At 74.3% G+C, this 22,709-nt stretch carries 16 protein-coding genes; 4 read left to right on the top strand and 12 right to left on the bottom strand.

What is annotated here, in order from left to right; genetic code table 11:
* Positions 1-8 precede the first annotated feature (8 nt).
* The 3 genes from ACIPSC_RS09250 (at position 9) to ACIPSC_RS09240 (ending at position 8,548) form a co-directional block, all read left to right on the top strand.
* Positions 9-4,157, top strand: a complete 4,149-nt coding sequence (locus ACIPSC_RS09250; protein ID WP_400824396.1) for a tetratricopeptide repeat protein — start codon at positions 9-11, stop codon at positions 4,155-4,157.
* A gap of 246 nt (positions 4,158-4,403) precedes the next feature.
* Positions 4,404-5,822 carry an aminopeptidase P family protein gene (locus ACIPSC_RS09245; protein WP_400824395.1) on the top strand — a complete coding sequence of 473 codons (1,419 nt, stop codon included), beginning with the start codon at positions 4,404-4,406 and terminating at the stop codon, positions 5,820-5,822.
* Positions 5,819-8,548, top strand: coding sequence for a LuxR C-terminal-related transcriptional regulator (locus tag ACIPSC_RS09240; RefSeq protein ID WP_400824394.1), 2,730 nt, complete (start codon positions 5,819-5,821; stop codon positions 8,546-8,548). The genes ACIPSC_RS09245 and ACIPSC_RS09240 overlap by 4 nt, the downstream gene beginning before the upstream one ends.
* Positions 8,549-8,665: 117 nt before the next feature.
* Here ACIPSC_RS09240 and ACIPSC_RS09235 read toward each other — a convergent pair whose 3' ends face one another.
* The 12 genes from ACIPSC_RS09235 to ACIPSC_RS09180 form a co-directional block, all read right to left on the bottom strand.
* Entirely contained in the window at positions 8,666-10,030 is a 1,365-nt protein-coding gene (locus ACIPSC_RS09235) for a hypothetical protein (protein WP_400824393.1), read from the bottom strand.
* A gap of 3 nt (positions 10,031-10,033) precedes the next feature.
* Positions 10,034-11,254, bottom strand: coding sequence for an MDR family MFS transporter (locus ACIPSC_RS09230; RefSeq protein ID WP_400824392.1), 1,221 nt, complete (start codon positions 11,252-11,254; stop codon positions 10,034-10,036).
* Positions 11,251-12,747, bottom strand: a complete 1,497-nt coding sequence (locus ACIPSC_RS09225; RefSeq protein WP_400824391.1) for an amidase — start codon at positions 12,745-12,747, stop codon at positions 11,251-11,253. The genes ACIPSC_RS09230 and ACIPSC_RS09225 overlap by 4 nt, the downstream gene beginning before the upstream one ends.
* Positions 12,740-12,967: a hypothetical protein gene (locus ACIPSC_RS09220; RefSeq protein WP_400824390.1), complete on the bottom strand. Its 228-nt coding sequence runs from the start codon at positions 12,965-12,967 to the stop codon at positions 12,740-12,742. Before ACIPSC_RS09220 ends, ACIPSC_RS09225 begins: the two co-directional genes overlap by 8 nt.
* Positions 12,968-13,057: 90 nt before the next feature.
* The gene (locus tag ACIPSC_RS09215; protein ID WP_400824389.1) at positions 13,058-13,954 is read right to left on the bottom strand and encodes an ornithine cyclodeaminase family protein; all 897 of its coding nucleotides are present in this window, start codon (positions 13,952-13,954) and stop codon (positions 13,058-13,060) included.
* Positions 13,951-15,195 carry an aminotransferase class I/II-fold pyridoxal phosphate-dependent enzyme gene (locus ACIPSC_RS09210; RefSeq protein ID WP_400824388.1) on the bottom strand — a complete coding sequence of 415 codons (1,245 nt, stop codon included), beginning with the start codon at positions 15,193-15,195 and terminating at the stop codon, positions 13,951-13,953. Before ACIPSC_RS09210 ends, ACIPSC_RS09215 begins: the two co-directional genes overlap by 4 nt.
* Complete coding sequence (locus ACIPSC_RS09205; RefSeq protein WP_400824387.1) at positions 15,192-16,106, bottom strand: alpha/beta hydrolase; 915 nt, start codon at positions 16,104-16,106, stop codon at positions 15,192-15,194. Before ACIPSC_RS09205 ends, ACIPSC_RS09210 begins: the two co-directional genes overlap by 4 nt.
* Entirely contained in the window at positions 16,106-17,008 is a 903-nt protein-coding gene (locus ACIPSC_RS09200; protein ID WP_400824386.1) for a hypothetical protein, read from the bottom strand. The genes ACIPSC_RS09205 and ACIPSC_RS09200 overlap by 1 nt, the downstream gene beginning before the upstream one ends.
* Before the next feature lie 103 nt (positions 17,009-17,111).
* A complete protein-coding gene (locus ACIPSC_RS09195) occupies positions 17,112-17,951 on the bottom strand; it encodes an HpcH/HpaI aldolase/citrate lyase family protein (RefSeq protein ID WP_400824385.1) in 840 nt (279 codons plus the stop codon).
* Positions 17,948-18,910 (bottom strand): isopenicillin N synthase family dioxygenase, encoded by a 963-nt coding sequence (locus ACIPSC_RS09190; protein WP_400824384.1) that lies wholly within the window; start codon positions 18,908-18,910, stop codon positions 17,948-17,950. The genes ACIPSC_RS09195 and ACIPSC_RS09190 overlap by 4 nt, the downstream gene beginning before the upstream one ends.
* A complete protein-coding gene (locus tag ACIPSC_RS09185; RefSeq protein ID WP_400824551.1) occupies positions 18,907-19,353 on the bottom strand; it encodes a MaoC family dehydratase in 447 nt (148 codons plus the stop codon). The genes ACIPSC_RS09190 and ACIPSC_RS09185 overlap by 4 nt, the downstream gene beginning before the upstream one ends.
* A gap of 53 nt (positions 19,354-19,406) precedes the next feature.
* Entirely contained in the window at positions 19,407-21,089 is a 1,683-nt protein-coding gene (locus tag ACIPSC_RS09180; protein WP_400824383.1) for a 2-isopropylmalate synthase, read from the bottom strand.
* 216 nt (positions 21,090-21,305) lie between these two features.
* Here ACIPSC_RS09180 and ACIPSC_RS09175 point away from each other — a divergent pair, with 216 nt between their 5' ends.
* Positions 21,306-22,697, top strand: a complete 1,392-nt coding sequence (locus tag ACIPSC_RS09175; protein WP_400824382.1) for an MFS transporter — start codon at positions 21,306-21,308, stop codon at positions 22,695-22,697.
* The last annotated feature ends 12 nt before the right edge of the window (positions 22,698-22,709 follow it).

The following is a 22,709-nucleotide window of genomic DNA, read 5'->3' as shown; positions in this document are numbered from 1 at the left end:
AACAGACGGTGGAGAACGATCGGGTTGTTCAGGTGCGGCTGTACGCACCGGGTGAGAGCGGGGCGGACTTCGGGACGGGCTACCTCGTCGCTCCCCGACTGGTTCTGACGGCCGCCCACACCATCGGCACCCCCGAGGGCCTGGCGCCCGGCAGGGTCACGGTGGAGCGGCCCGTGCCGCGGCCGCTCGACGGCCCGTGGACCGCTCCGGCGGAGAGGGGCCTCCCCGCCACCGTGCGGTGGTTCCGGTACGACGACGTGATCGACGCGGCGCTGGTCGAGGTCGATCAGGACGATGCCTGGCCCGTGCCCGAGTCCCTGGCCGACCTCACCGAACGGCCGCCCCAGCGCTGGGGCCACTTCATCGGCTCCAGGCCGTGGGACGTCTCGGTGGTCGGCTACCCGCGCCATCAGAGGGACGGGGCGAACGGGCAACGGGTCGACGAGGGGCTGCCCGGGGAGGTCAGCCCGCGGACCGGTTCGCTCGCCCGTCGCTACGAGATCTTCTCCAAGTACGCTCCGCCCGAGGTCGAGGCGGGCTCGCCGTGGGCGGGCATCTCGGGCGCCGCGGTACTTGCCGATGACGTGTTGTGCGGAGTCGTGTGCGAGGACCGGCGGGCGGTCGGCGGCGTCCGGCTGACCGCCACTCCCGTCGCCCTCCTGATCGCCATTGACGAGTTCCGTGCCGCGATTGAGGAGCACAGCGGCGGGTGGATGCCGGTGCTGGAGCCCGTGGAACCCACCGCGGGCCGTCGCCGCGTCCTGAGCCCGGCGGCCGTCGAGCGCCGCCTGCCCTCGCCCGCGGGGTTGCTGCGGGCGGACGCCGAGGCTGTGCCGTTCCACGGCCGGGAGGCGGAGCTCGCCGAGCTGACCGGCTGGTGCACCGAGGGCCGGGCAGCGCTCTCCGCGCGGGTGCTGGTCGGCCCCGGCGGGCAGGGCAAGAGCCGACTGGCCCGGCAGCTGACGACGGCGCTGGCGAACACCGGCTGGGTGACCGGGCATCTGGACCCCAGCCTCCGGGACGGCGTCACCTACACCCTCGACGTCCTGGAGACGGAGCTGCCGATGCTCCTGGTCGTCGACTACGCCGAGACCCGGCCCGAGCTGGTCCGGGACGTCACCGCCTTCCTTCAGGAGTCCCGGCACCGCGTCCGGCTGCTGCTGATCGCCCGCGCAGACGGCGAGTGGCGCACCGACACCCTGACCGCCGACTTCCGCACCAGGAGCGTGCTCAACACGGCCGTGGTCATGCCGCTCGGGCCGCTGCTGCCCCGCGGCAGGCCGAAGGAGGAGCGACGGGAGGCGTTCCGGGACGCGGCGGGCCACCTGGCCCGGTTGCTGCCCGCCGTCCCCGGTGTCCCCGACCACCCCTGGGGCCAGCTGGCCGCGACGGTGGAGTCGCTGGACGACCTCGACGCGCCGCGCTACGACAACGCCCTCACGCTCCAGATGACGGCCCTGGCCGCGCTCCTGCAGAACGGCCCGCGGCCGGTGCCGGCGACCGCAGGCGACAGCGCGGAGCAGATCCTGGTGGACCACGAGGAGCGGTTCTGGCGCGAGAGCGCCAGGGCCCCCGCGTTCCGGCTGGACCTCGGGAACACGCTCAAGGACCTGGTGGCCGTCGCGGCGCTGTGCGGGGCCGCGGACGAGGACGAGGCGCTGGCCGTCGTCGCGGCGGTGCCCGAAGTGCCCGCGGAGAAGCGCCGCGTGGCCGTCCAGTGGCTCGCCCGGCTCTACCCGCCCGCCCCCGGCCTCTTCTGGGGCTCCCTCCAGCCGGACCGGGTGGCCGAGTTCCACGCCTCCGGCCGCGTCCTCGGCCGCGGTGTGGCGTTGCCGGCCGTACTGGCCGCCGCGGCACCCGCGCAGCAGGGGCAGCTGGTCACCGTGCTCGCCCGCGCGGCGGTGGCCCACTACGACAACGACCGCCACCAGCCCTCCCGGGACGTGCTGGAGGTGCTGAACGCCGCGCTCGACCGCACCCCGCTGCACTTCGACGCGCTGCGCCCGGCCGCCCTGGCCCTGGCCGACCCGGCCCGGATCGTCGCCCCGCTCGCGCTGCGGCTCACCCGCGAGCGGGTCGAGGGGCTACGCGAGCGGGCGGCCGACGACCCCATCGTGTTCGAGCCGCTGCTCGGGCGGGCCCGCGACAATCTGGCGTCCTACCGGGCACGGGCCGGCGACCTGGCCGGGGCGGTGGCCGAGGACGAGGCGGCGGTCGAGCTCCTGGAGCGCCACAGCCAGGCCGACCGGGAGGCCCGGGCGGCCTTGGCCCGGTCGCTGACCAACTTCGGCGTCGCCCTGTCCGAGGTCGGCCGGTGGGACGAGGCCCTGACCGCCGCCGAGGCCTCGGTGCGGATCGGCCGGGAGCTGGCCACCGTTGACACCGAGGAGGCCGACGGCGTCTCCGCGGCGGAGCACACCGGGGCACTGGAGGATCTCGCGGGGGCGCTGAACAACTACGGGCTGCGGCTGTCCGAGGTGGGCCGGGCGGAGGACTCCCTCGAAGCGGCCCGGGAGGCCGTGGCGATCGACCGGCGGCTGACCGGGATCGATCCGGCCACCCATGCCCGTGGTCTGGCCAGGGCCCTGATGAACCTCGGCAACCGGCTGGCCGAGAACGGGAAGTGGGAGGAGGCGCTGGAGCCTCAGCGGGAGGCAGTGGACACCATGCGCCGCCTGGCCGCGAGCAGCCCCGCCGCGTACGAGTCCGACCTCGCTGACGCACTGATCAACCTCGGTCTCCGGCTCTCGGAGCTGGGCCGATGGCCGGAGGCTCTGGCCGCGGAACAAGAGGCGGTGGACATCTTCCGCCGACTCGTGGCGGACAACCCGGCCGTGTACGAGCCCGACCTCGCCCTCGCCCTCTCCAACGTCGGCAACTTCCTGGCGCCGTTGGGACGTTGGCCGGAGGCGCTGGTCGCGGTGGCCAAGTCGGTGGAGATCTACCGGCGGCGGGCCGCCGACCGGCCGGCGGTCTTGCGCCCCCGGCTGGCCATGGCGCTGCACAACCTCGGGAACCACTGGTCCGACGCGGGCGACCAGGAGACCGCGCTGGCCCGGATGGAGGAGGCGGTGGAGATCCGGCGCGAGCTCGCCGAGGCGTTGCCGGCCGTCCACGAGCAGGACTTCGCCGCCGCACTGTTCAACCTCGGCGTGCGGCTGCGAGGGGTGGGCCGGCCGGTGGACGGGGTGCGCGTCGTGGAGCAGGCGCTGGAGATCTACCGGCGGCCCCGGCCGGGGGACGACCGGACGCGCGGACTCGCGCTGGCGCTCCTGCACCTGTCCGGCGCCCTGCCCGGCCTCGGCAGGGGTGCGGAGGCACGCGCCGCGGCGGAGGAGGCCGCCGGGCTCTACCGCACTCTGGCCGAGACCACCTCCGCCTTCGATCACGAACACGCCGGACTGCTGGCCTCTCTGGCCAACCTGCGCCGGGAGGCGGGCCCGGACGAGGAGTGGTTGGCCCCCGCGGAGGAGTCGGCGCGGATCTTCCGCCGCCTGGTGGCCGAGCGGCCCGGGCTGTTCGAGGACCGATTCGCCCTGGCGCTCACCAGCCTGGGCTCCAAGCTGATGGAGGCCGGACGGTTCGCGGAGGCCGCGGAGACGGAAGGGGAGGCGGTACGGCTGCTCCGCGGATTGGTGGTCGGCGAGCCGTCGTTGGCCGACACACTGGCCTTCGCCGTCAACAGCCTCGCCGCGTGCCTGTGGGAGCTGGGGCGGCCGGAGGAGTCCGTGGCCGCCACCGAGGAGGCGATCCGTGCCTTCCGGCCGCTGGCGGCGGCCGAAGCGGCGCTCTTCGAGCCCGTCCTCGCCGAGACCCTGTACGCGCTGGCCGCGCGTCTCGGCGGCACCCCCGAACGGCACGACGAAGGTCGCACGGCGATCGTGGAGTCGGTCGAGATGTTCCGGGGCCTCGCCGGTCGGGACGTCGGCGCCTTCGGACTGCCCGCAGTGCTCGCGCTGACGTTGGCGGCCGGCTACCGCAGTGAGTACGAGGAGTTCGCCGAGGCGCTGGCGCTGCTCGCCGAGGCCGAGGAGCTCCATGCGGAGCTCGACCTGCTCCGTCCCGGGGCCTATCGGGAGCATCGGGACGGGGTGGCCGCCGAGCGCAGGGAGATCGAGGCGCGCCTCGCCGGCGGGGCCGCGCAAGAGAACGTGTGACGCCCGCTGCGACGACGGGCCGGACGGACAACCGTCCGGCCCGTCGTCGTGCGCTGCCCCGCGCCGGCCGGCACGGCCGTCCGCCGGTGCCCCCGTACCGGCCGCCCCGGGCGTCTCACCTGGAACGAGAGCTTCGCCGATCGCTTCCCAGCTCTGGCTGTGTCACATGTGAAATGGTAGCTTCGCCGTGAGCAGACCAAACAAGATCGGAGGCTTACGGTGGAACGACAGGGTGGGTCGCGTGGTGTGCAGAGCCACGACCGCGCGGTGCCGGACGCGTTGGCCGCGTGCTTCCAGCAGGGGTGGGCGGACACCGGACTGAAGCTGCCGCCGGTGCCCGGCGCGGTGTACGCGGCCAAGCGGCGCGCGGCGCTGTCCGAGCGGTTCCCCGGGGAACGGATCGTCGTCCCCTCGGGCGGGATCAAGGCCCGGAGCAACGACTTCGACTACCAGTTCCGGCCGCACTCCGCGTACATCCACCTCACCGCCGAGCTCGGCACCTCGGCCGTCCCGGACAGCGTCCTGATCTTCGAGCCCACCGGGGCGGGGCACGACGTCACCGTGTTCACCCGGCCGCGGTCGCCGCGCGACGGCGGGCCGAACAGCGCGGAGTTCTACCGCGACCGGCAGCACGGCGAGTTCTGGGTCGGACGGCGCCGGACCCTGTCGGAGACCGCCGACGCGTTCGGCATCGAGGCCGCCGCCCGCGACGACCTCGAACGCGCCCTCGGCGGCCACGTCCCGACCCGGGTGCTGCGCGGCGAGGACGCGCTGGTCGACGCCCTGGTGGCGCGCAACGACGCGGCCGAGGCCGAACTCCGCACCTACCTCTCCGAATCGCGCCTGGTCAAGGACGAGTGGGAGATCGAGCAGCTGCGCACGGCCGTCGGCTCCACCGTCGCCGGTTTCCACGACGTCGTCGGCGAGCTGGGCCACGCCACCCGCGTGGCCCGCGGCGAGCGCTGGATCGAGGGCACCTTCAACCGCCGGGCCCGGATGGACGGGTACGGCCTGGGCTTCGAGACCATCGTGGGCTCCGGTGCACACTCGTGCGTCCTGCACTGGATGCACAACGACGGCCCGGTCCGCGACGGCGACATCCTGCTGCTGGACGCCGGCGTCGAGGCCGACTCCTTCTACACCGGCGACATCACCCGGGTGCTGCCCGTCAGCGGTCGCTTCACCGACGTCCAGCGCAAGGTGTACGACCTCGTCCACGCCGCCCAGTCGGCGGGCATCGCCGCGCTCAAGCCGGGCGCCCGCTTCGGCGACTTCCACGACGCCGCGGCCGCCGTGATCGCCGAAGGCCTCGACGACTGGGGCCTGCGGCCGGGCGGCGAGCCGGCCCTCGCGCCGCACTCCACACTGTACGGCCGGTACACCGTCTGCGGCTCGGGCCACATGCTCGGCCTCGACTGCCACGACTGCGCGAGCGCCCGTCAGGAGACCTACCTGGGCGGCGTGCTGGAGCCGGGCCACGTCCTCACCGTCGAGCCCGGCCTCTACTTCCAGCCGGACGACCTGACGATCCCCGAGGAGCTGCGCGGCATCGGCATGCGGATCGAGGACGACTTCCTCATCACCGCCGACGGCGCGGTCTGTCTGTCGTCCGGTCTGCCGCGCCAGGCGGACGAGGTCGAGGCCTGGATGGCGTCGCTGCGATGACCGAGCGCCGCCCCTTGGTGGAGCAGGTCTGCGGAGAGCTGCGGCAGGGCGGCGCGGTGGCGGTGGTCGGACCGACCGGATTCGGCAAGTCCGCGGTGCTGGACGCCGTCTGCACGCAGTGGCAGGCGGCCGGGGACCCGGTGGTGCGGCTCAGTTCGGCGCCCGCCGACGCCGACGTCGCCTACGCGCCCCTGGTCGACCTGTTCACCGCCTGCCCGGCCGAGGTGTCCGGCGAGCTGTCGGACCATCAGCGCCGGGCGATCGACTGGGTGCTGCGGCGCGTCACCGGGCCCGAGCCCGACACCACCACGCTGCGCGTCACGGTGCTCTCCTGTCTCCAGACCTGGGGACGCCGGGCCCGGCCGCTGCTGGCCGCCGACGAGGTGCACTGGTGGGGGCCGGCCAGCCTGGACGTCTTCGGGTTCGCCGCCCGGCGGATCCGCGGCAGCGTCTCCCTGCTGGCGGCACTGCGGCCGGACGGCCCCTCGCCGCACGACGTCCTCGGCGGCGGCGCGGTGGAGATCGGGATCCCCACGCTCGGCCCGGAGGAGTCGGCGGCCGTCGCGCGCTCCCTGGGGATCCCGCTGCGGACCGCCGGCCGCATCCACACCGCCACCGGCGGCAACCCGCGGCTGGTCTCGGACATCGCCGCCGGGCTGGCCCGGGCCGGCACGCCCGCCACGGCGCTGGACACCCGGCCGCTGGCCCCGTTCGCCCGCAAGGCGATCCGGGCCCGGCTGGCGGACCTGGCCGAACCGGTGCGGCGGGTGCTGGTGCTGGCGGCCCTGGCCGCCGACCCGTCGGTGGCCACCGTCCGCCGGGCCGGCGGGCCCACCGCGGACGCGGCCCTGACCGCGGCCGAAGCCGCCGGGCTGGTCCGGGTGGTCGACGGCGCGGTGGCCTTCCCGGCACCGGTGGTGCGCGAGGGCGTGGTCGCCGAGGCCGGCGACGAGGCGGTGCGCCGCGCCCACCACGTGCTGGCCGGCGCCTCGGCCGGGCCCGCCGACCGGGCCTGGCACGAGGCCTCCGCCTGGGCGGCGGCCGAGATCCCGCCCGCCCTGGTGGAGGCGCTGGCCGGGGCCGCCGCGGGCGCCCGGGAGCGCGGCGACCGGGTACGCGCCGCGGAGCTCGGCCTGCTGGCCGGCGAGCGGGCCGGCGGTGCCCGGCCCGACCTGCTGGTCGCGGCCGCCCGGGACGCCGAGGCGGCCGGGAGGTTCGACCTCGCCTGGACCGCCCTGGAACGGATCGGCCGGACCAGGGCCGGCCCCGCCGCGCGGGCCCGGGCGCGGATCGCCGTCATCGACGCCGCCGGACGGGGCGCGGCCCTGTTGGAGGGCGTCGCGGCCCGGGCCCTGGTGGACGCCGGCGCCGGCGACGAGCCCGCGCTGGTCTCGGCGGCGCACCTGCGGCTGGCCTGGAGCGCCCACCTGAAGCGGGGCTTCTGCGCCGAGGCTCTGGCGCACGCCCGCAGCGCCGTGGAGTGGGCGGAGCGGGCCGGCGACCCGGCCGCCCGCGCCGCCGCCATGACGCTGACCGCCCGGATCGAGCAGGGCCGCGGCGCGGTGGAGCACACCGCGACGCTGCGCCTGGCTCTGGCACCGGGCGCAGCGAACACACCGGGCGCGGCGGGCGCGGCCCCGCGGGTCACCGCGGACCCGCGGCGGGCCGCCGCCTGCTTCGCCCTGCTGGACGACCGGACGGCCGAGGCCGGCCGGCTGTTCGACGAGCTCCGGCCGGTGGTCGCCGGCAGTGGCGGCCCCGCCGACCTGCTCTGGCTGCTCGACGGCTCCGTCCAGGTCCACGCGGCCGGGGGCGAGGGCCGGGCCGCCCGCGAGGAGGCCGGCCGGCTGCTCGACCTGGCCCGCACGCTGGGCGCCTCGCCCGGCCCGCCCTGGTACGCCGCGGCGACCGCCGAGCTGGCGGGCGGGGAGCTGGAGCAGGCGCTCGCGTACGCGGAGCTGGGTCTGGCGGCGTCGGAGGAGGAGGCCGACATGCTGGTCGCCGCGCAGTGCCTGCACCTGTCCGGCCTGACCCGGCTGCTGCTGCGGGACACCGTGGGAGCCCTGGCGGACCTGCTCCGGGTGCGTGACCTCGTCCGGGAGCTGGCGATCGCCGATCCGGCGGTGATCCGCTACGACGCCGACCTCGCCGAGGCCCTGGTCGCCGCGGGCGACCCGGCCGCCGGGGCGCGGCAGGTGGCCGGTGCCCGGCGCCGGGCCGAGGAGCTGGGGCGGCGTGGCGTGCTGGCCTCGCTGGACCGTGCCGAGGCGCTCTGCCGGACGGCGGACAGCCAGTTCGGTCCGGCCGAGGAGCTGCTGCTCCGGGCCCTCGACACCTTCGACCACCTGGGGTATCCGCTGGAGCGCGGCCGGGTGCTGCTGGCCCACTCGGCGGTGGAGCGCCGGCGCCGGCGCCCGGCCCGGGCGCGGGAGCTGCAGGCGGCGGCCGAGGCGGTGTTCCGGGCGGCGGGTGCGCCGCTCTGGGGGCCCGCCCGGTCGGAGCGGGCCGGGGCGCCGTCCTGGCTCGCCGGTCTGACGGACGCGGAGAAGCGGATCGCCGAGCTGGTCGCGGACGGGTACGGCAACCGCGACATCGCGGCCGCCCGGTACGTCAGCGTCAAGACGGTGGAGGCGGTGCTGACCCGGATCTACCGCAAGCTCGGGGTGCGATCGCGGGTCCAGCTGGTGGCGCTCGCCCGCAAGGACGAGCGCCGGCCGGACCGCTGACCGCGCACCGGGCCGCTGACCGCGCACCGGACCGCTGCCCGCGCGGCGCGGCGCGGCGCGGCCGGGACCGGGTGACCGTGCCGGCCGGCACGGTCACCCGCCCGGGGCGCTACCCGGTCACGCACCCCAGGCCGCGGTGCCCAGGATGCTCGAACCCGGCGTCCCCGGCGCGGAGCCCAGCGGTGCCGGGACTTCGTAGCGGACCGGGCAGCCCGCCGTCCGGCCGCCGATGACCAGCGGGCCGAACACCGCCTTCGTCGACAGCGGGCGGTACTCGCGGCTGCCGGCGTCGAGCACGGTCACGGCGAGGTCGGCACTGTGGACGGCCTGCTGGACGATCCAGGTGCCGGCCTCCCGGGCCTTGGCGATGACCGCCTCCCACTCGGCCGCGCCGGTCCGGAAGCCGAGATGCACGTCGGCGTTCTGGTCCCCGTCGGAGCGCTTCAGCACGAACTCCTCCCGCCGGCGCACCAACAGGTCGGTCAGCGTCCAGGACTCGCCCTCGAACTCGACGGTCTCCTCCCGGATGCTGCGCGACCAGGGCAGGTAGGTGGCGACGAACTCCCGGTCGTCGTCGGTCATCCAGTCCAGCCCGGCGGACAGCGCGGCGAACAGTTGCTTGTTCGCCGCCTGGTAGGAGCTCTGCGGCGTCAGCACGGTGGCCCCGCACTTCCGGATGGTGAGCAGCGGGGTGAGGTCCCGTCCGGCGTCGAGCCACTCCTGCGGCACCACCCGCTCCAGCACCAGCGGGAACTCACCCGCGCGGGTGGCGAGGGCGTCGGTGAACTCGTCGGTGTCGAAGTACTCCGCGTCGATCCCGCCTTTGCGCAGCGCGTCGATCTCGATCTCGTAGTACCGGCGGTCGGTGACGAAGACGTCGGGCAGGTAGCCGATCAGGGCCAGCCGCGGCTCCAGCCCGTACTCGGCGAGGACGCCGCGGAGCAGGTCGTTGCGGGCGGCCATCGGGTCGGGGAGGACGAGGGAGTCCGCGGCCCTGCCGGGCAGCAGCTGGCGCCAGAGGTCGTTCAGCAGGTGGGTGAAGACCTGCCCGCCGGTGGCCGAGCAGAAGTTGAACTCGATGAACTTCCAGCCGGATTCGGTGAGCATGACGTCCGGCCGGCCGATCGCGGTGGCGTAGGTCTGCTCGAACTCCTCGTCCGCGTAGAACGCGGTCAGCCGCTCGTCGAGGCCGAGGGCCCGGTGCCGGGCCAGGCAGTCCGCGCCCAGGCCGGACGCCGCCCGGCGCAGCAGGCCGGCCAGCCGGACGGAGGCCCGTTCGAGCTCGGCGCCGCGCGCGGCCGGCAGGACGAGCGGGCCGGCGGGGGAGATGCGGTCGAACCAGAAGGTGCGGAAGCCGCGGAACTGGTGGTCGAGCGCGTTGAGCAGCAGCTGCGGGTCGGTCGCGGTGGCCGCGCCGGTGATGGTGGCCGCGGCGGTGGTCGTCGCGGCGGCCGACTGCGGCGCCGTCGGGGTGTGGTCCATTCGCTACTCCTGGGAGAGGGGTCGTGCCGACGCCGGGGCGTCGGCGGGGAGCATCGGCGGGCGCAGCAGCGCGGCGTAGCCGAGGGCGGCGAGCGCGCCGACGACGGCGCAGCCCAGCCAGAGGGCGCCGGTGCCATAGGCGTCGATCAGCAGGCCGCTGGTGAGCGGGGCGAGGAAGCCGCCGACGGACCAGGTCAGGGCCATCACGCCCTCGTACCGGCCGCGGGCCGACGCCGGTGCCATCGCCGGCACCTGGGCCTCGCCGGTCGGCACGTAGACGATCTCGCCCAGCGTGTAGACGACGGCGGCGGCGGCGTAGAGCAGCACGGTGTCGGAGCCGGCGTTGAGGGCCGCGCTGAGCCCGACCAGCGAGGCCCCCGCGGCCAGCACCCGGCCGGCCGGCCGGCTCTGGGTGAACCGGGTCACGGCGAGCTGGAGCGTGACGATCATGATGCCGTTGACCGCGGCCACCAGGCCGTACTGCGCGGGGGAGAGGCCGGACTCGGCGGTGGAGAGCGGCAGCGCCACGTGCCGCTGGCTGAACACCGCGACCACCAGCAGGTTGAGCCCGACCAGGCACATGAACCGGCGGTCGCGCAGCACCTCGGCCGTCGACGGGCGGGGAGCCTGCGCCCGCACCGCCGGCGGCTCGGCGGGCCTGGTCTCGGGGAGCCTGAGGAAGACGAGCACCGCGCAGAGCAGCGTGGTGGCGGCGTCCACCAGGTAGAGCGTCAGGTAGCCGAACGCGGCGAGCGTGCCCGCGGAGAGCGCCGAGATCGAGAAGCCCAGGTTGAGGGCCCAGTAGTTGAGCGCGTAGGCCCGCGGCCGGGCCTCCGGCGGGACGAGGTCGGCGAGCATCGCCCCGACCGCCGGCTGGGACATCTTCAGGGTGACGCCCAGCGCGGCGGCCCAGAGCGCTATCAGGTCGAGCCGGTCGGCCAGTCCGAGGCCCAGTGTGCAGGCGGCGGCGCCCAGTTGGGCGGTGAGCATGGTCGGCCGCCGCCCCCACCGGTCGGCGAGGGAGCCGCCGGCCAGCGAGCCGAGGATCCCGCCGAACCCGTACAGGGAGACCATCAGGCCCGCCGCGGTGGCGGAGTACCCGCGCTCCACGGTGAGGTAGAGGGACAGGAACGGCATCACGAAGAGGCCGACCCGGTTCACCAGGGTCGAGGTCCACAGCCACCAGAAGCCCCTGGGAAGCGGGGGGTGGTGAGGGTCGTTCACGCCGGTCCCGTCAGCGCGGGGCGCACCTCGCGCCGGCCGAACTCGGCCTCCAGCGGGATCGCGGCGCGGAACAGGCCCGCCTCGCCGAAGCGGGGCCCGACCAGTTGCACGCCGATCGGCAGGCCGTTGCCGGCGAAGCCGAGCGGCAGCGACATGGCGGGGTGCCCGGTGAGCGCGAACGGGATGGTCTGCATGTCGTTGGCGAGCCGGGGCGGCGGCCAGTCGCGCGGGAAGTCGTCGAACCGGGCGGCGGTGGTCTGGCCGCAGGCGGTGACCAGCACGTCGTGGCCGGCGAAGACCTGTCGGTCGAGCGCCCCGGCGAGCCGGCGGCGCACGTCCAGCGCATGCCGCAGGTCCTCGGCGCCGATGCCGGCCCCGGGCAGCAGCTTCTGGTAGGTGAAGCGGCCGAACTCCCGCGGCGCCTCGCGCAGGTTCTTCTCGTGGGTGGCGAAGCCCTCCGCCGCCATCACGATCCGGCCGCAGGCGTTGAACAGCTCGTACGGCGGCAGCTCGCACTCCTCGACGACCGCGCCGAGCCCCTCCAGGTGGGTGAGGGCCCGTTCGATCCCGCGGGTGATCTCCGGCAGGGTCGCCGGGTCGGCCGCGTACCAGGCGGTCGAGTAGGCCACCCGCAGCCCGCGGACGTCCCCGGTCAGGCCGGCGAGGTAGTCCGGGGCCGCCGGCGCGTCGCGGGTGCGTGGGTCGCGCGGGTCCGGTCCGGCGACGGCCTGGAGGGCGGCCGCCGTGTCGGCCACCGTCCAGCCCAGCGGCCCGAAGTGGTCCATGGTGGGCGACAGCGGGGTGGCGCCGTAGCCGGAGACCAGGCCGTACGTCGGCTTCAGGCCGACCGTCCCGCAGTGGAAGGCCGGGCCGCGCATCGAGCCGGCGGTGTCGGAGCCGAAGGCGACCCGCAGGAAGCCGGCGGCCACCGCGACGCCGGCCCCGGAGGAGGAGCCGCTGGGGATGTGCTCGGGGTTCCACGGATTGCGTGCCGGCGGGAAGGGCAGGTCCGGGCTGGGCCCGCCCATCGCGAACTCGTAGGTGGTCAGCTTGCCCAGCAGGACGCCGCCGCCCGCCCGCAGCCGCTCCTCCACCGCGCTGTCGGCGGTGGCGACGTCGTCGACGGTCAGCCGGGACTGGTTGGTGGTGGGCAGGCCCTCGGCGGCGAAGATGTCCTTCAGCGCGTACGGGATGCCGTGCAGCGGGCCGCGGTCGATGCCCTCGCGCAGCTCCCGGTCGGCCTGCCGGGCCCGCTCCAGCGCCTGCTCCCGGGTGACCAGCACGAAGGAGTGCAGCAACGCGTCGTGGGCCTCGACCAGCTCCAGCGCATGCTCGGCCAGCTCCACTGCGGTGAGCCGGCCGGCGCGCAGCAGTGCCCCGGCCTCCGCGACGGAGAGCCCGGCGAGGGCGCCGGGCCCGGCGGCAGCGGCCACGGGGGTGACGGCGGCGGGGGTGGCCGCGGCGGGGGTGGCCGCGGCGGTGGGGTCAGACATGGCGGCCCCCCAGCGGGCCGTCGGTGCCGTCCAGCCCGCGCAGCAGGGCCGCCATCGCCCGCATCGGGCGGTAGCCGGCCAGGACGCCGGGCGCCAGGTCCGGCGGCATCTCGATGCCGAGGCGGGCCAGGGCGGCGGCGAACTCCCGGTCCGCGGTCTCGGCCTCGGACGGCTCGGGGCCGTGCTCCCCGGTGTCCGGGTCCTTGCCGGCGTGTGCCACGTGCGGTCTTCCCTTCGATGACGTTCAGGCGTTGAGGCGTTCGGATGTTCGGGCGCGCGCGGACGTACCGGCGTACCGGCCTGCCGACGTTCAGCGGTGCGTGCGCCCGACCAGGTGGGCGGAGGTGATGAGGTCCAGCGAGGCGTGGCCGGTGGAGCTGAAGACGGTCGGCCGGGCGCCGAGCCCGGTCTGCCCGCCGGTCTCCAGCGCCGCCAGGTCGAGCGCCGTGCGGTGGATCGCGCCGGCCTCGGCGACGGCGGTCCCGATGTCCTCCACCACGACCGTGACGGCGGCCAGCAGGGTGTGCGACACCTCGCGGGACTCCGTGGTGTGCGCGCCCATGCAGTTGATGTGCACGTGCTCCGGCAGGTCGGCGGCGATCGGCAGCGGGAGCACCGACGTCGTCGCCGTGGAGACGACGTCCGCGCCCGCGGTGGCCTCCTCGGCCGAGGCACAGGCGACCGCCCGGGCCCGGCCGAGGGCGTTGATCCGCGCGCACAGCGCCTCGGCCCCGGCGGCGGTGCGGGAGTGGACCCGGACCCGGGTGATCTCCCGCACCGCCGAGACGCCGAGGTACTGCTGCCAGGCCTGCACCCCGGACCCGACGATCCCGAGGTCCGAGCTGCCCGGCGTCGCGCAGCGGTCGGTGACCAGCGCCGTGACGGCGGCGCACTTGAGGTTGGTGACGGCCGCGCCGTCCAGCACCTCCAGCAGCTCCCCGGTGGTGGCGAAGACCGGCACCACCGCGGTGACGGTCGGCCCGGGTCCGTCGGTGATGGTCGCGGTCTTGGAGATGCAGAGCCCGAAGTCGGCCGAGACGGCGGGCATCACCAGGAACCTGGCGCCCTGCCCGTCCTCGACGGTCAGGCGCAGCGGCACGGTCATCCGCCGTACCGCGCCGCTGCGCAGACCGCTCCGCATCAGGGCCGCGACGGCCCTGACGTCGTCGGCCGAGTGCTCCGGCCGCCCCGGGCGGGGAACGGTCACCCGAGCCCCGCCAGCACGTCCAGCAGGTCGGCGGCGAACCGCTCGGTGAGCTCCGTCGGCATGTCGCCGCGCAGCATCATCCGGACGCCGGCCTGGCCCTGGGCCACGATCGGGAAGAACATGGCCGAGCAGTAGTAGCCGCGCTCGTAGAGCTCGTTGGACAGCCGCACCGCCCGGTCGTTGTCACCGGTGACCACGAACTTGATGTGCGACCCGGTGCCGCGCAGGTCGTGGCCGCGCAGCCGCTCGTCGAACAGCTCGATGTTCCGGGCCAGTTGTGCCTGGCGCTCGCCGAGCTCGGGGCCGCGGTGGACCTCCAGCGCACCCAGGGTGGTGCCGATGGCCGCCGTGCGCAGCCCCTGCGACCAGGCCAGCGGGCCCGACCGGTAGAGGAAGTCGAACACCCCCCGGTCCCCGGTCATGGCGATCCCGCCGGTGCTGCCGAAGGCCTTGGCGATCGAGGCGACCACGACCGTCCGGGAGTCGAGCTCCTCGAAGACCGTGCGGGCGAATCCGACGCCGCGCTCGCCGACCGCCGACAGCGCGTGCGAGTCGTCGAGGTAGACGAACATGCCGTAGCGCTCCTGGAGGGCCTTGATGCCCGCCAGGTCCGCCTGCCCGCCGACCGAGTAGACGCCCTCGCAGACGTACGCCACCCGCGGGTACTTCCGGCAGATCTCCTCCAGGTACGCCATGTCGTTGTGCGGGCAGGTGAGCACCAGCGTCTCGTCGGCGAGGATCGGCTTGAGGAAGTTCATCGAGAAGTGCGCGAACCGGTCGAAGACCACGACCAGCGGCTCGCCGTCGGTCAGGTGCCCCGACGCCAGCAGCGGCAGGATCGCCGCACTCAGCACCCCGCAGGACACCGACGGCAGCACGTGCGCGCCGAAGTGCTCGGAGAGCTCCTCCTCCAGCCGCTCCATGATCCCCAGCCGGATCCGGAACTCGCCCATGGACAGGCCGGTGATCCGCTCCTCCGCGAGGGCGGAGCGCCCCGCCTCGACCACCGTCGGGTGGCTGTTGAGGCCCAGGTAGGAGCAGGACGACAGGTTGGCGAACTCGTGGCCGCTGCGCACCTCGCGCAGCCGGTTCTGGCCCTCGACGGCCTCGACCACCAGGCCGAGCATGCCGTGCTTCCGGGCCAGCCCCCAGGCGGCCTCGCTGGCCGGCACCATCTTCTGGTTGTTCCGGTACCGGTGCGGGCCGGTGATGGACTCGACGGGCTCGACGGGCCGGGTCATCGCGCACCCCCGCTCCGGGCGCGCAGCCAGTCGCCGAGCCGGGCCACGGCCTGGCGGGCCTTGTCCAGCCGGGCGTGGTGCAGGTGCCAGACGTGGACCATGCCGGGCCAGACCTCCAGTTCGCCGGTGCCGCCGGCCTCCCGCAGCGCGGCGACGAACCGCTCGGCGTCGCTGAGCATGACCTCGCGGCTGCCCACCTGGACGAGCACCGGCGGCAGGCCGGCGAGCTCCCCGAACAGCGGGGACACGTAGGGGGTCTGCGGCGCGATGCCGGCCAGGTAGGACGCGGTGACCAGCGCCACGACGTGCTGGCTGATCATCGGGTCCTGGTCCGCCAGGGTGCGGTGGGTCTCCCCGCTGCCGGTCAGGTCGGTCCACGGCGAGATGCACGCCGCGGCGGCCGGCTGCGGCAGGCCCTCGTCCCGGAGCCGGAGCAGCGTGGCGAGCACCAGGCCGCCGCCCGCCGAGTCCCCGGTGAGGACGACGTCCTCGGGGGCGGTTCCGCCGGCCAGCAGGCTCCGGTAGGCGGTCACCGCGTCGTCGAGCGCGGCGGGGAACGGGTGCTCGGGGGCCCGCCGGTAGTCCACGAAGAACATCCGGCAGCGGGCCGCCCGGGCGATCTCGGCCACCATGGCGCCGTGGCTGCGCAGCGAGCCGTAGACGTAGCCGCCGCCGTGGAAGTAGAGCCCGGTGCGGGCGCCCTCCGCGTTCGGCGGGGTCAGCAGGTGGCCGCCGTCGCGCGCTTCGACGGTGATGTCGTCGGCGATCGGCGTGCCCCACGCGTCGTAGAACTGCCGGGCCTCGGCGATGTCCTCGGGCCAGTCGTCCGCGGCGAGCAGCGCCAGGAGCGCGTCGAGCTCGGCGGTGTCGCGGGCGGACATCGCCGGCCCGCCGGTGTCGGTGGTGCTCATCACCCGGCGGCCCCGTCCTCGGTGCCGACCGGGGCGATGCCGCGGTGGTAGCGCTCGCGCGAGGCGTCGTCCGGGGCCTCCATGATCGGGGCGGGGACGTCCAGGCCGTAGTGGGTGAACCACTTGGCCAGCTCGACGCCCTCGGCGAACTGGTACTCCAGGTGCCGGATCGGGCGGCGGGAGGGCAGCGCCGGGTCGACCGGGCGGGGCTCGGAGCCGGCGTGCGCGAGGCCGCCGTCCACCTCGTTGAGCAGGACGACCATCGCCAGGTCGGCCGAGAGGTCGACGTCCAGCGCGCTGGCGTAGCCGGCCAGGATCGGCTCGGCGTGCTCCTCGCGGACCGCGACGTTGTAGCTGTGCGGCATCAGCTCGACCAGGTCGCCCGGGGCCACGCCCGCGTCCTGGCAGTAGGCGCGGGTGTCGCAGATCACCGGGACGCCGCCCCGGATGTTGGTGTTGGGGCCGTAGATGTTGCCGACGAACGGTGTGGCGGAGTCGAAGTGCACGCACTTGGTGGTGAGGAACTCGCGCTCGGCGGTGTGGTCGCCGTTCGGGGTGAAGGAGGTGTTCTTGTTGTAGCCGTCGACGTCCATGCCGGCGATCCGGTCGTAGTCCATGGCGACGGGGCTGAACGGCGCGACGTCGATCCGCTCGCCGAAGGCGCGGAACAGCGACTCCAGGTAGTCGCGGCCCACCGCGGCGTGCTGTTCGTCGTGGACGTCCAGGCCGTGGTGCTCCAGCGTCCTGGCGACGCCGTGGCAGACGGCGACGCCCCGGCCCTCGGTGACCAGGCGGACCAGTTCGGAGACCAGCTCGTCGCCGACGGCCTGCAGGCGGCCGTCGACCAGCTCGGTCGGGTGGGCGGAGACGTCGATGAGGGCGTGCTGGGGCAGGGTCTTCACAGGGGGCTCCCCGGTTCGTGGTGAGGGTACGGGTGCTGGGGTGGTGCGGTGGCGGTGCGGTGGAGCGTGCTCGGGGTCTCGGCGGCGCGCGGAACGGCGGTGCTCAGGCCTCGGCGGCCGCGTGGAGTGCGAGCATGCGCCGGGCCCGCAGCACGAACGGCGGGGCCAGCACGCGGTCCTTCTCCACCGCGAAGCCGGAGGGCGTGGCGTCGTAGTCCGCCACCACCCGCCGGTACTCGGCGAGTTCGTCCGCGCCGACCGTGAAGGTCTCGGCGATCACGGGCACCTGCCGGGGGTGGATGGCCGCCTTGCCGGTGAATCCGGCCTCCCGGGCCGCCCGGCAGGACGCCGCGACCACGTCGAGGTCGTGCAGCTCGAAGGAGTTGGTGTCGATGGCGGGCACCCGGTACCGGGCCGCCGCGACGCAGAGCCGGGCCCGTGCGTAGTCGAGGTACGTCGCGTTCTCGGCGTACATCTCGGCCGTCAGGTCCGCCTGGCCGAAGCAGAGGCCGTCGCTCACCTGGGCGATGGCGAAGGCGTTCTCCACGGAGTCCACGGTCTCGATGAAGCTGCAGATCTGCGGCGCGTTCGAGGTGAGCCCGAGCAGTGACCGGTAGATGGCCACGTCGCCGGGGCCGGCGATCTTGGGGATGAAGACGACGTCGATCGGGACGCCGCCGATCACGGCGTCCAGTTCGAGCAGCGTCCGCATGTCCTCCAGGCCGTCCGGGGTGGCGATGCTGTTCACCCGCAGGCCCAGGGCCGGCAGCCCGGCCCGGGTCAGGTCCGCGTCGGCCAGCAGCGCGCGGGCCTCGGCCTTGCGGGCCGGGTGGGTGGAGTCCTCCAGGTCCAGGACCAGCATGTCCGCGTGCATGCGGCCCGGCTCGGCCACCGACGCCAGGCGCAGCGCCGGCGTGTAGAGCAGACTCGCGTACGACTTCACCGCGCGCCCTCCCGTCCGAACAGCAGGTTCATCTTCTCCAGCGAGAAGTCCTCGTAGCGGATCGGCTCGTACGTGGCCGGGCGGTCCGCGGTGAACTTCGGGAAGCACTCGATGACCGTGTCGTCGTTGGCCAGCTTGAAGAACACGATGGACTGCCGCCGCCGGTCGGCCAGCCGGACCCGGTGCGGGGTGGAGACGTACTCGTCGTTCGACCAACGGGCCATCAGGTCACCGATGTTGACGATGAAGCTCTCCCGGTCCGGCACCTGCACGTCCAGCCACTGGCCGGCGCGGTCCCGCAGCTGCAGGCCCGGGCCGTCCTGGGTGAGCAGCGTGATCAGCGTGCCGTCGGTGTGCTGCCCCATGCCCTGGTCGTTGAGGAACTCCGGGGCGACACCGGGGTAGAGGTGCGAGCGCAGCGAGTCGTTGGAGGTGTCGGTGCGGGTGGCGAAGAAGTCGCGCGGCAGGTCCAGGGCGAGGGCCAGCAGCTCGGCGATCCGGCCGGCGACGGCCTCGCAGGCCGCGAAGTACCGCTTCAGTGCGGTGCGCAGCTGCGCGCCCTGCTCGTCGGCCGGGAACGGCAGGTCCTCGGTGTCGTCGAGGATCAGCCGCCCGGCGCTGAACTTCTCCACGTAGTCGGAGGGCATGCCCGGCCGGCCGGTGTAGGCGTACGCGTTCTCGGAGAGCAGCGCGCTGTAGCCGTACGGGCTGTAGTCGTTGTCGCCGCGTGCGGTGCTGGTGCGCATCGCCAGCGCGCGTTTGGCGTCCAGCGGGCGCGCGAAGAAGTCCAGCGACGTGCGGTAGGCGTCGTCGAAGACCTCGCGGGCGATGCCGTGGCCGCGGACGACGAAGAAACCGGTGTTGCGGCACGCGTCGGAGATCTCGTCGGCGATCCGGCGCTCGGCTCCGGCGTGGTCCGCCTCGGCCGGTCCGGGTTCCAGGGTGATGATCGGGATCATCGGTCCGCCTCCTGCCGGGGGACGAGAATCGTCCGCTCGAATTCGATCACTGACACACCGTCCTGGTTGAGGCCGGTGGTGTGGACGGTCACGATCCCCTCGCCGGGCCGCTTGGCCGACTCGCGCTTGGTGAGGATCCGGGTCGTCGCGTAGAGGGTGTCGCCGACGAAGACCGGCGCGGTCATCCGCACCTTGTCCCAGCCGAGATTGGCGATGCACTTGGCGCTGATGCTGGACACCGTCATCCCGTTGACGATCCCGAAGGTGACCAGGCTGGACACCAGGATCCGCTGGAACTGCGTCTGTTCGGCGTAGACCGCGTCGATGTGCAGCGGGTGCTGGTTGAGGCAGAGCAGCGAGCTCCAGGTGTTGTCGCTCATGGTGATGGTCCGGCCGGGCCGGTGCTCGACGACCTCGCCGGGGACGAAGTCCTCGTAGACCATGCCGTCGTCCTCCCGGTACACCCCGGGGGCGACGGAGAGGTAGGAGTTGCCCTTCACTGTGCTTCCCGTACTCCCTCGTCGAGGCCGGCCCGGCGCAGGGCCGAGCGGGCCGAACGGTGCGCCGCGCCGGCGGCGGTGGCGGCCAGGCCGATTCCCCAGACCGTCCGCCCGCCCGTCTCCAGCGCGGTGAAGCAGGCCGCCGGCTCGCCGGCCGCGGCCGCCGTGCCGGTGACCACGGCCCGGGTGAACGCGACTCCGTGCGCCGTGGCGAGCCGGGCGACCGCCTCGTGCTCGTCGGCGGCGTCCGCCGGGGCGGGCGAGTCGTCCAGGCAGTAGGTGTCCCGGAGCAGGTGCCAGAGCTCGGCCGGCTCCAGCTCGCGCCCCAGGGCGTCGGCGGCGCCCTGGACCACGGAGGCGAAGTCCCGGCGCAGCTCCGCCGGCAGGTCGACGCCCCAGCCGGCCTTCAGCACGTAGGCGATGCCGCCCTTGCCGGACTGGCTGTTCACCCGGATGATCGCCCGGTAGTCGCGGCCGACGTCCTTCGGGTCGATCGGCAGGTACGGGACCTGCCAGGCAAGCTCCGCGACGTCGAGGCCATCGCGGTCGGCCCGGTCCGCGAGCGCGGCCAGGCCCTTGGCGATGGCGTCCTGGTGGGTGCCGGAGAAGGCGGTGTACACCAGGTCGCCGGCGTAGGGGTGCCGGGGGTGCACCGGCAGGCGGTTGCAGTCCTCGACGACCTCGCGGACGGCGTCGATGTCGGAGAGCTCCAGCTGCGGGTCGACGCCCTGGCTGAACAGGTTCAGCGCGAGCGTCACCAGGCAGACGTTGCCGGTGCGTTCGCCGTTGCCGAAGAGCGTGCCCTCGACCCGGTCGGCGCCGGCCAGCACCGCCAGCTCGGCCGAGGCGACCGCGGTGCCGCGGTCGTTGTGCGGGTGCACCGACAGGACGATCGCGTCGCGCCGGTCCAGGTTGCGGTGCATCCACTCCACCTGGTCGGCGAAGACGTTGGGGGAGTGGGTCTCCACCGTGGTGGGCAGGTTCAGCACCAGCGGCCGGTCGGGGGTGGCCCCGACGGTCTCGGTGACCAGGTTCGCGATCTCCAGCGCGAACTCCGGCTCGGTCAGGTTGAAGGTCTCCGGCGAGTACTCGAACCGGACGTCCGTGCCGCCGGCCCGCTCGGCCAGCCGCACCAGCTGCTGCGCCCCTTGGAGGGCCATCCGCCGGACCTCGTCCCGCGACATGCCGAACACGACCTCGCGCCAGAGGCAGGCCGTCGCGTGGCACAGGTGGACCGTCGCGCGGTCGGCTCCCTGAATTGCCTCGAAGGTCCGCCCGATGAGTTCCGGACGGGCCGGCGTGAATACCGAGACGGTGACGTCGTCCGGAATTCCGTCCTTGCTCACCAGTTCCCGGACGAAATCGAAGTCGTCGGTGCTGGCCGCCGGATATCCGATCTCGATGTCCTTGAATCCGGTCGCCACCAGCAGATCGAACATCCGCCGCTTCCGGCGCGGGTCCATCGGTTCCGCCAGGGCCTGGTTCCCGTCCCGGAGGTCGACCGACGCCCAGACCGGGGCGCGTTTCGGCTCCTGGTCCGGCCAGCGTCTCAACCAGCCTGCGGTGGGTGTCGGTTCGCTCCGCGCATAGCGTCGGAACGGCATCGACGACGGCTGTTGCACAATTCCGGTGGTCCGCTCCGGGAAAGGCAGTGGTGAATCCGTTCGGGGTGCCCCCATGCTGCCTCCTCTCGCTGTTCTTGACGGTCCGACACTACGGAGCGTCAGCTGCGGCGGGGAAGCCGGGGATCTTCTAGACCCGACCCTGGAATCGGACCTATCCGGCGCATCCCGACCAGTCCGGCAGACAACCCGGTTGACGCCCCATTGGGCCCGGCTAGGATTTCCGGGCACCACTCGGCAGGAATTCACCGCCTCACCGGAAATGGCAGCCGCATGGCCAACTCGACCCGACTCGACAACGACGCGCCGGCCCTGGACGATGCACCCCCGAGACCCCGCCGGGTCCTCACCGCGGCGAGCCTGGCGACCGCCATGGTCGTCATCGACATCAGCATCGTGAACGTGGCGATCCCGGAGATCCGGGCCGGCCTCGGAGCGGGTCTGTCGACGATGCAGCTGGTCGTCGACGCGTACGCGGTCGTCATGGCGAGCCTGGTGCTGGCGGGCGCCGCGCTGGTCGGGCGGTTCGGCGCGGTGCCGGTCTTCCGGGTGGGCGTCGCCGTGTTCGGGGTGACGTCCGTGCTCTGCGGCCTCGCCCCCAGCGGCGCCACCCTCGTCGCCGCCCGGGCGATGCAGGGCCTCGGCGGGATCCTGCTGACGCCCGCCACCCTGGTGATGCTCACCGACACCTATCGCGACCCGGACGACCGGGCCAAGGCCGTCTCGGTCTGGGCGATGGTCGGCGGCAGCCCGGTCGCCTTCGGCCCCATCCTCGGGGGAGCCCTGGTCGCGGCGGTCGGGTGGCGCAGCATCTTCCTGATCAACGTGCCGGTCGTGCTGGCCATCCTCTGGTTGTCGGCCCGTCACATGCCCAGGGGCGGCCCGAGCGTGCGCAAGGAGCCCCAGGACGTGCCCGGCCAGCTGCTGGCCGCCGTCGTCCTCGGCGGCATCGCGGTGGCGCTCACCGAGGGCCGGGAACTCGGCTGGAGCAGGCCGCTGCCCCTCACGGCGGCGGTGGCCGCGGCCCTCGCGCTCGTCGCCTTCGTGGCCCGCCAGCGCAGCTGCGCCCACCCGATGATCCCGGGCGACCTGTTCCGGGCCCCCGGCTTCCGCAACTTCGTCGCGGCCGGCCTGCTGCTCTTCGCCGGCTACTACGGACTGGTCTTCTCGATCAGCATGTTTCTCCAGCAGGTGCGCGGGTACGACCCGGTCACCACCGGGCTGTGCTTCCTGCCCTCCGCCCTGCCGATCACCCTGATGCCCCTGGTCGCCGGCCGGATCCACGCCCGCCTCGGTGCCCCGCGGGTGCTCGGCATCGCCGTCCTGCTGACCCTGGCCGGCGGCGTCCTGCTGGTCCTCGTCGGCAGCGACGCCCCGATCGGCACCGGCGCCGGGCTCGCCTTCATCGGCCTCGGCTTCGGCCTGGCGACGGTCCCCCAGATCACCCTGGTCATGGCGACGGCCCCGGAGCACCGCTCGGCGATCGCCAGCGGGCTGATGTCCGCCGGCCGCTCGTCGGGCACCACGATCGGCGTCGCCCTCCTCGGCGGCCTGCAGTCCGGGAACGGCATCGCCGCACCGGCGCTGGCGGCCGTCCTGATCTACCTGCTGCTGGCGCTCGCCGTCGGCCTCGGGGCCCGCCGACTGCCCGCCGACGAAGCCTGAGGCCCGGGGCGG

The sequence above is a fragment of the Kitasatospora sp. NPDC090091 genome (assembly GCF_044747365.1).
Lineage (GTDB): Bacteria > Actinomycetota > Actinomycetes > Streptomycetales > Streptomycetaceae > Kitasatospora.
Note: the sequence above shows the minus strand (reverse complement) of the source record. Positions and strands in the feature narration are given on the sequence as shown.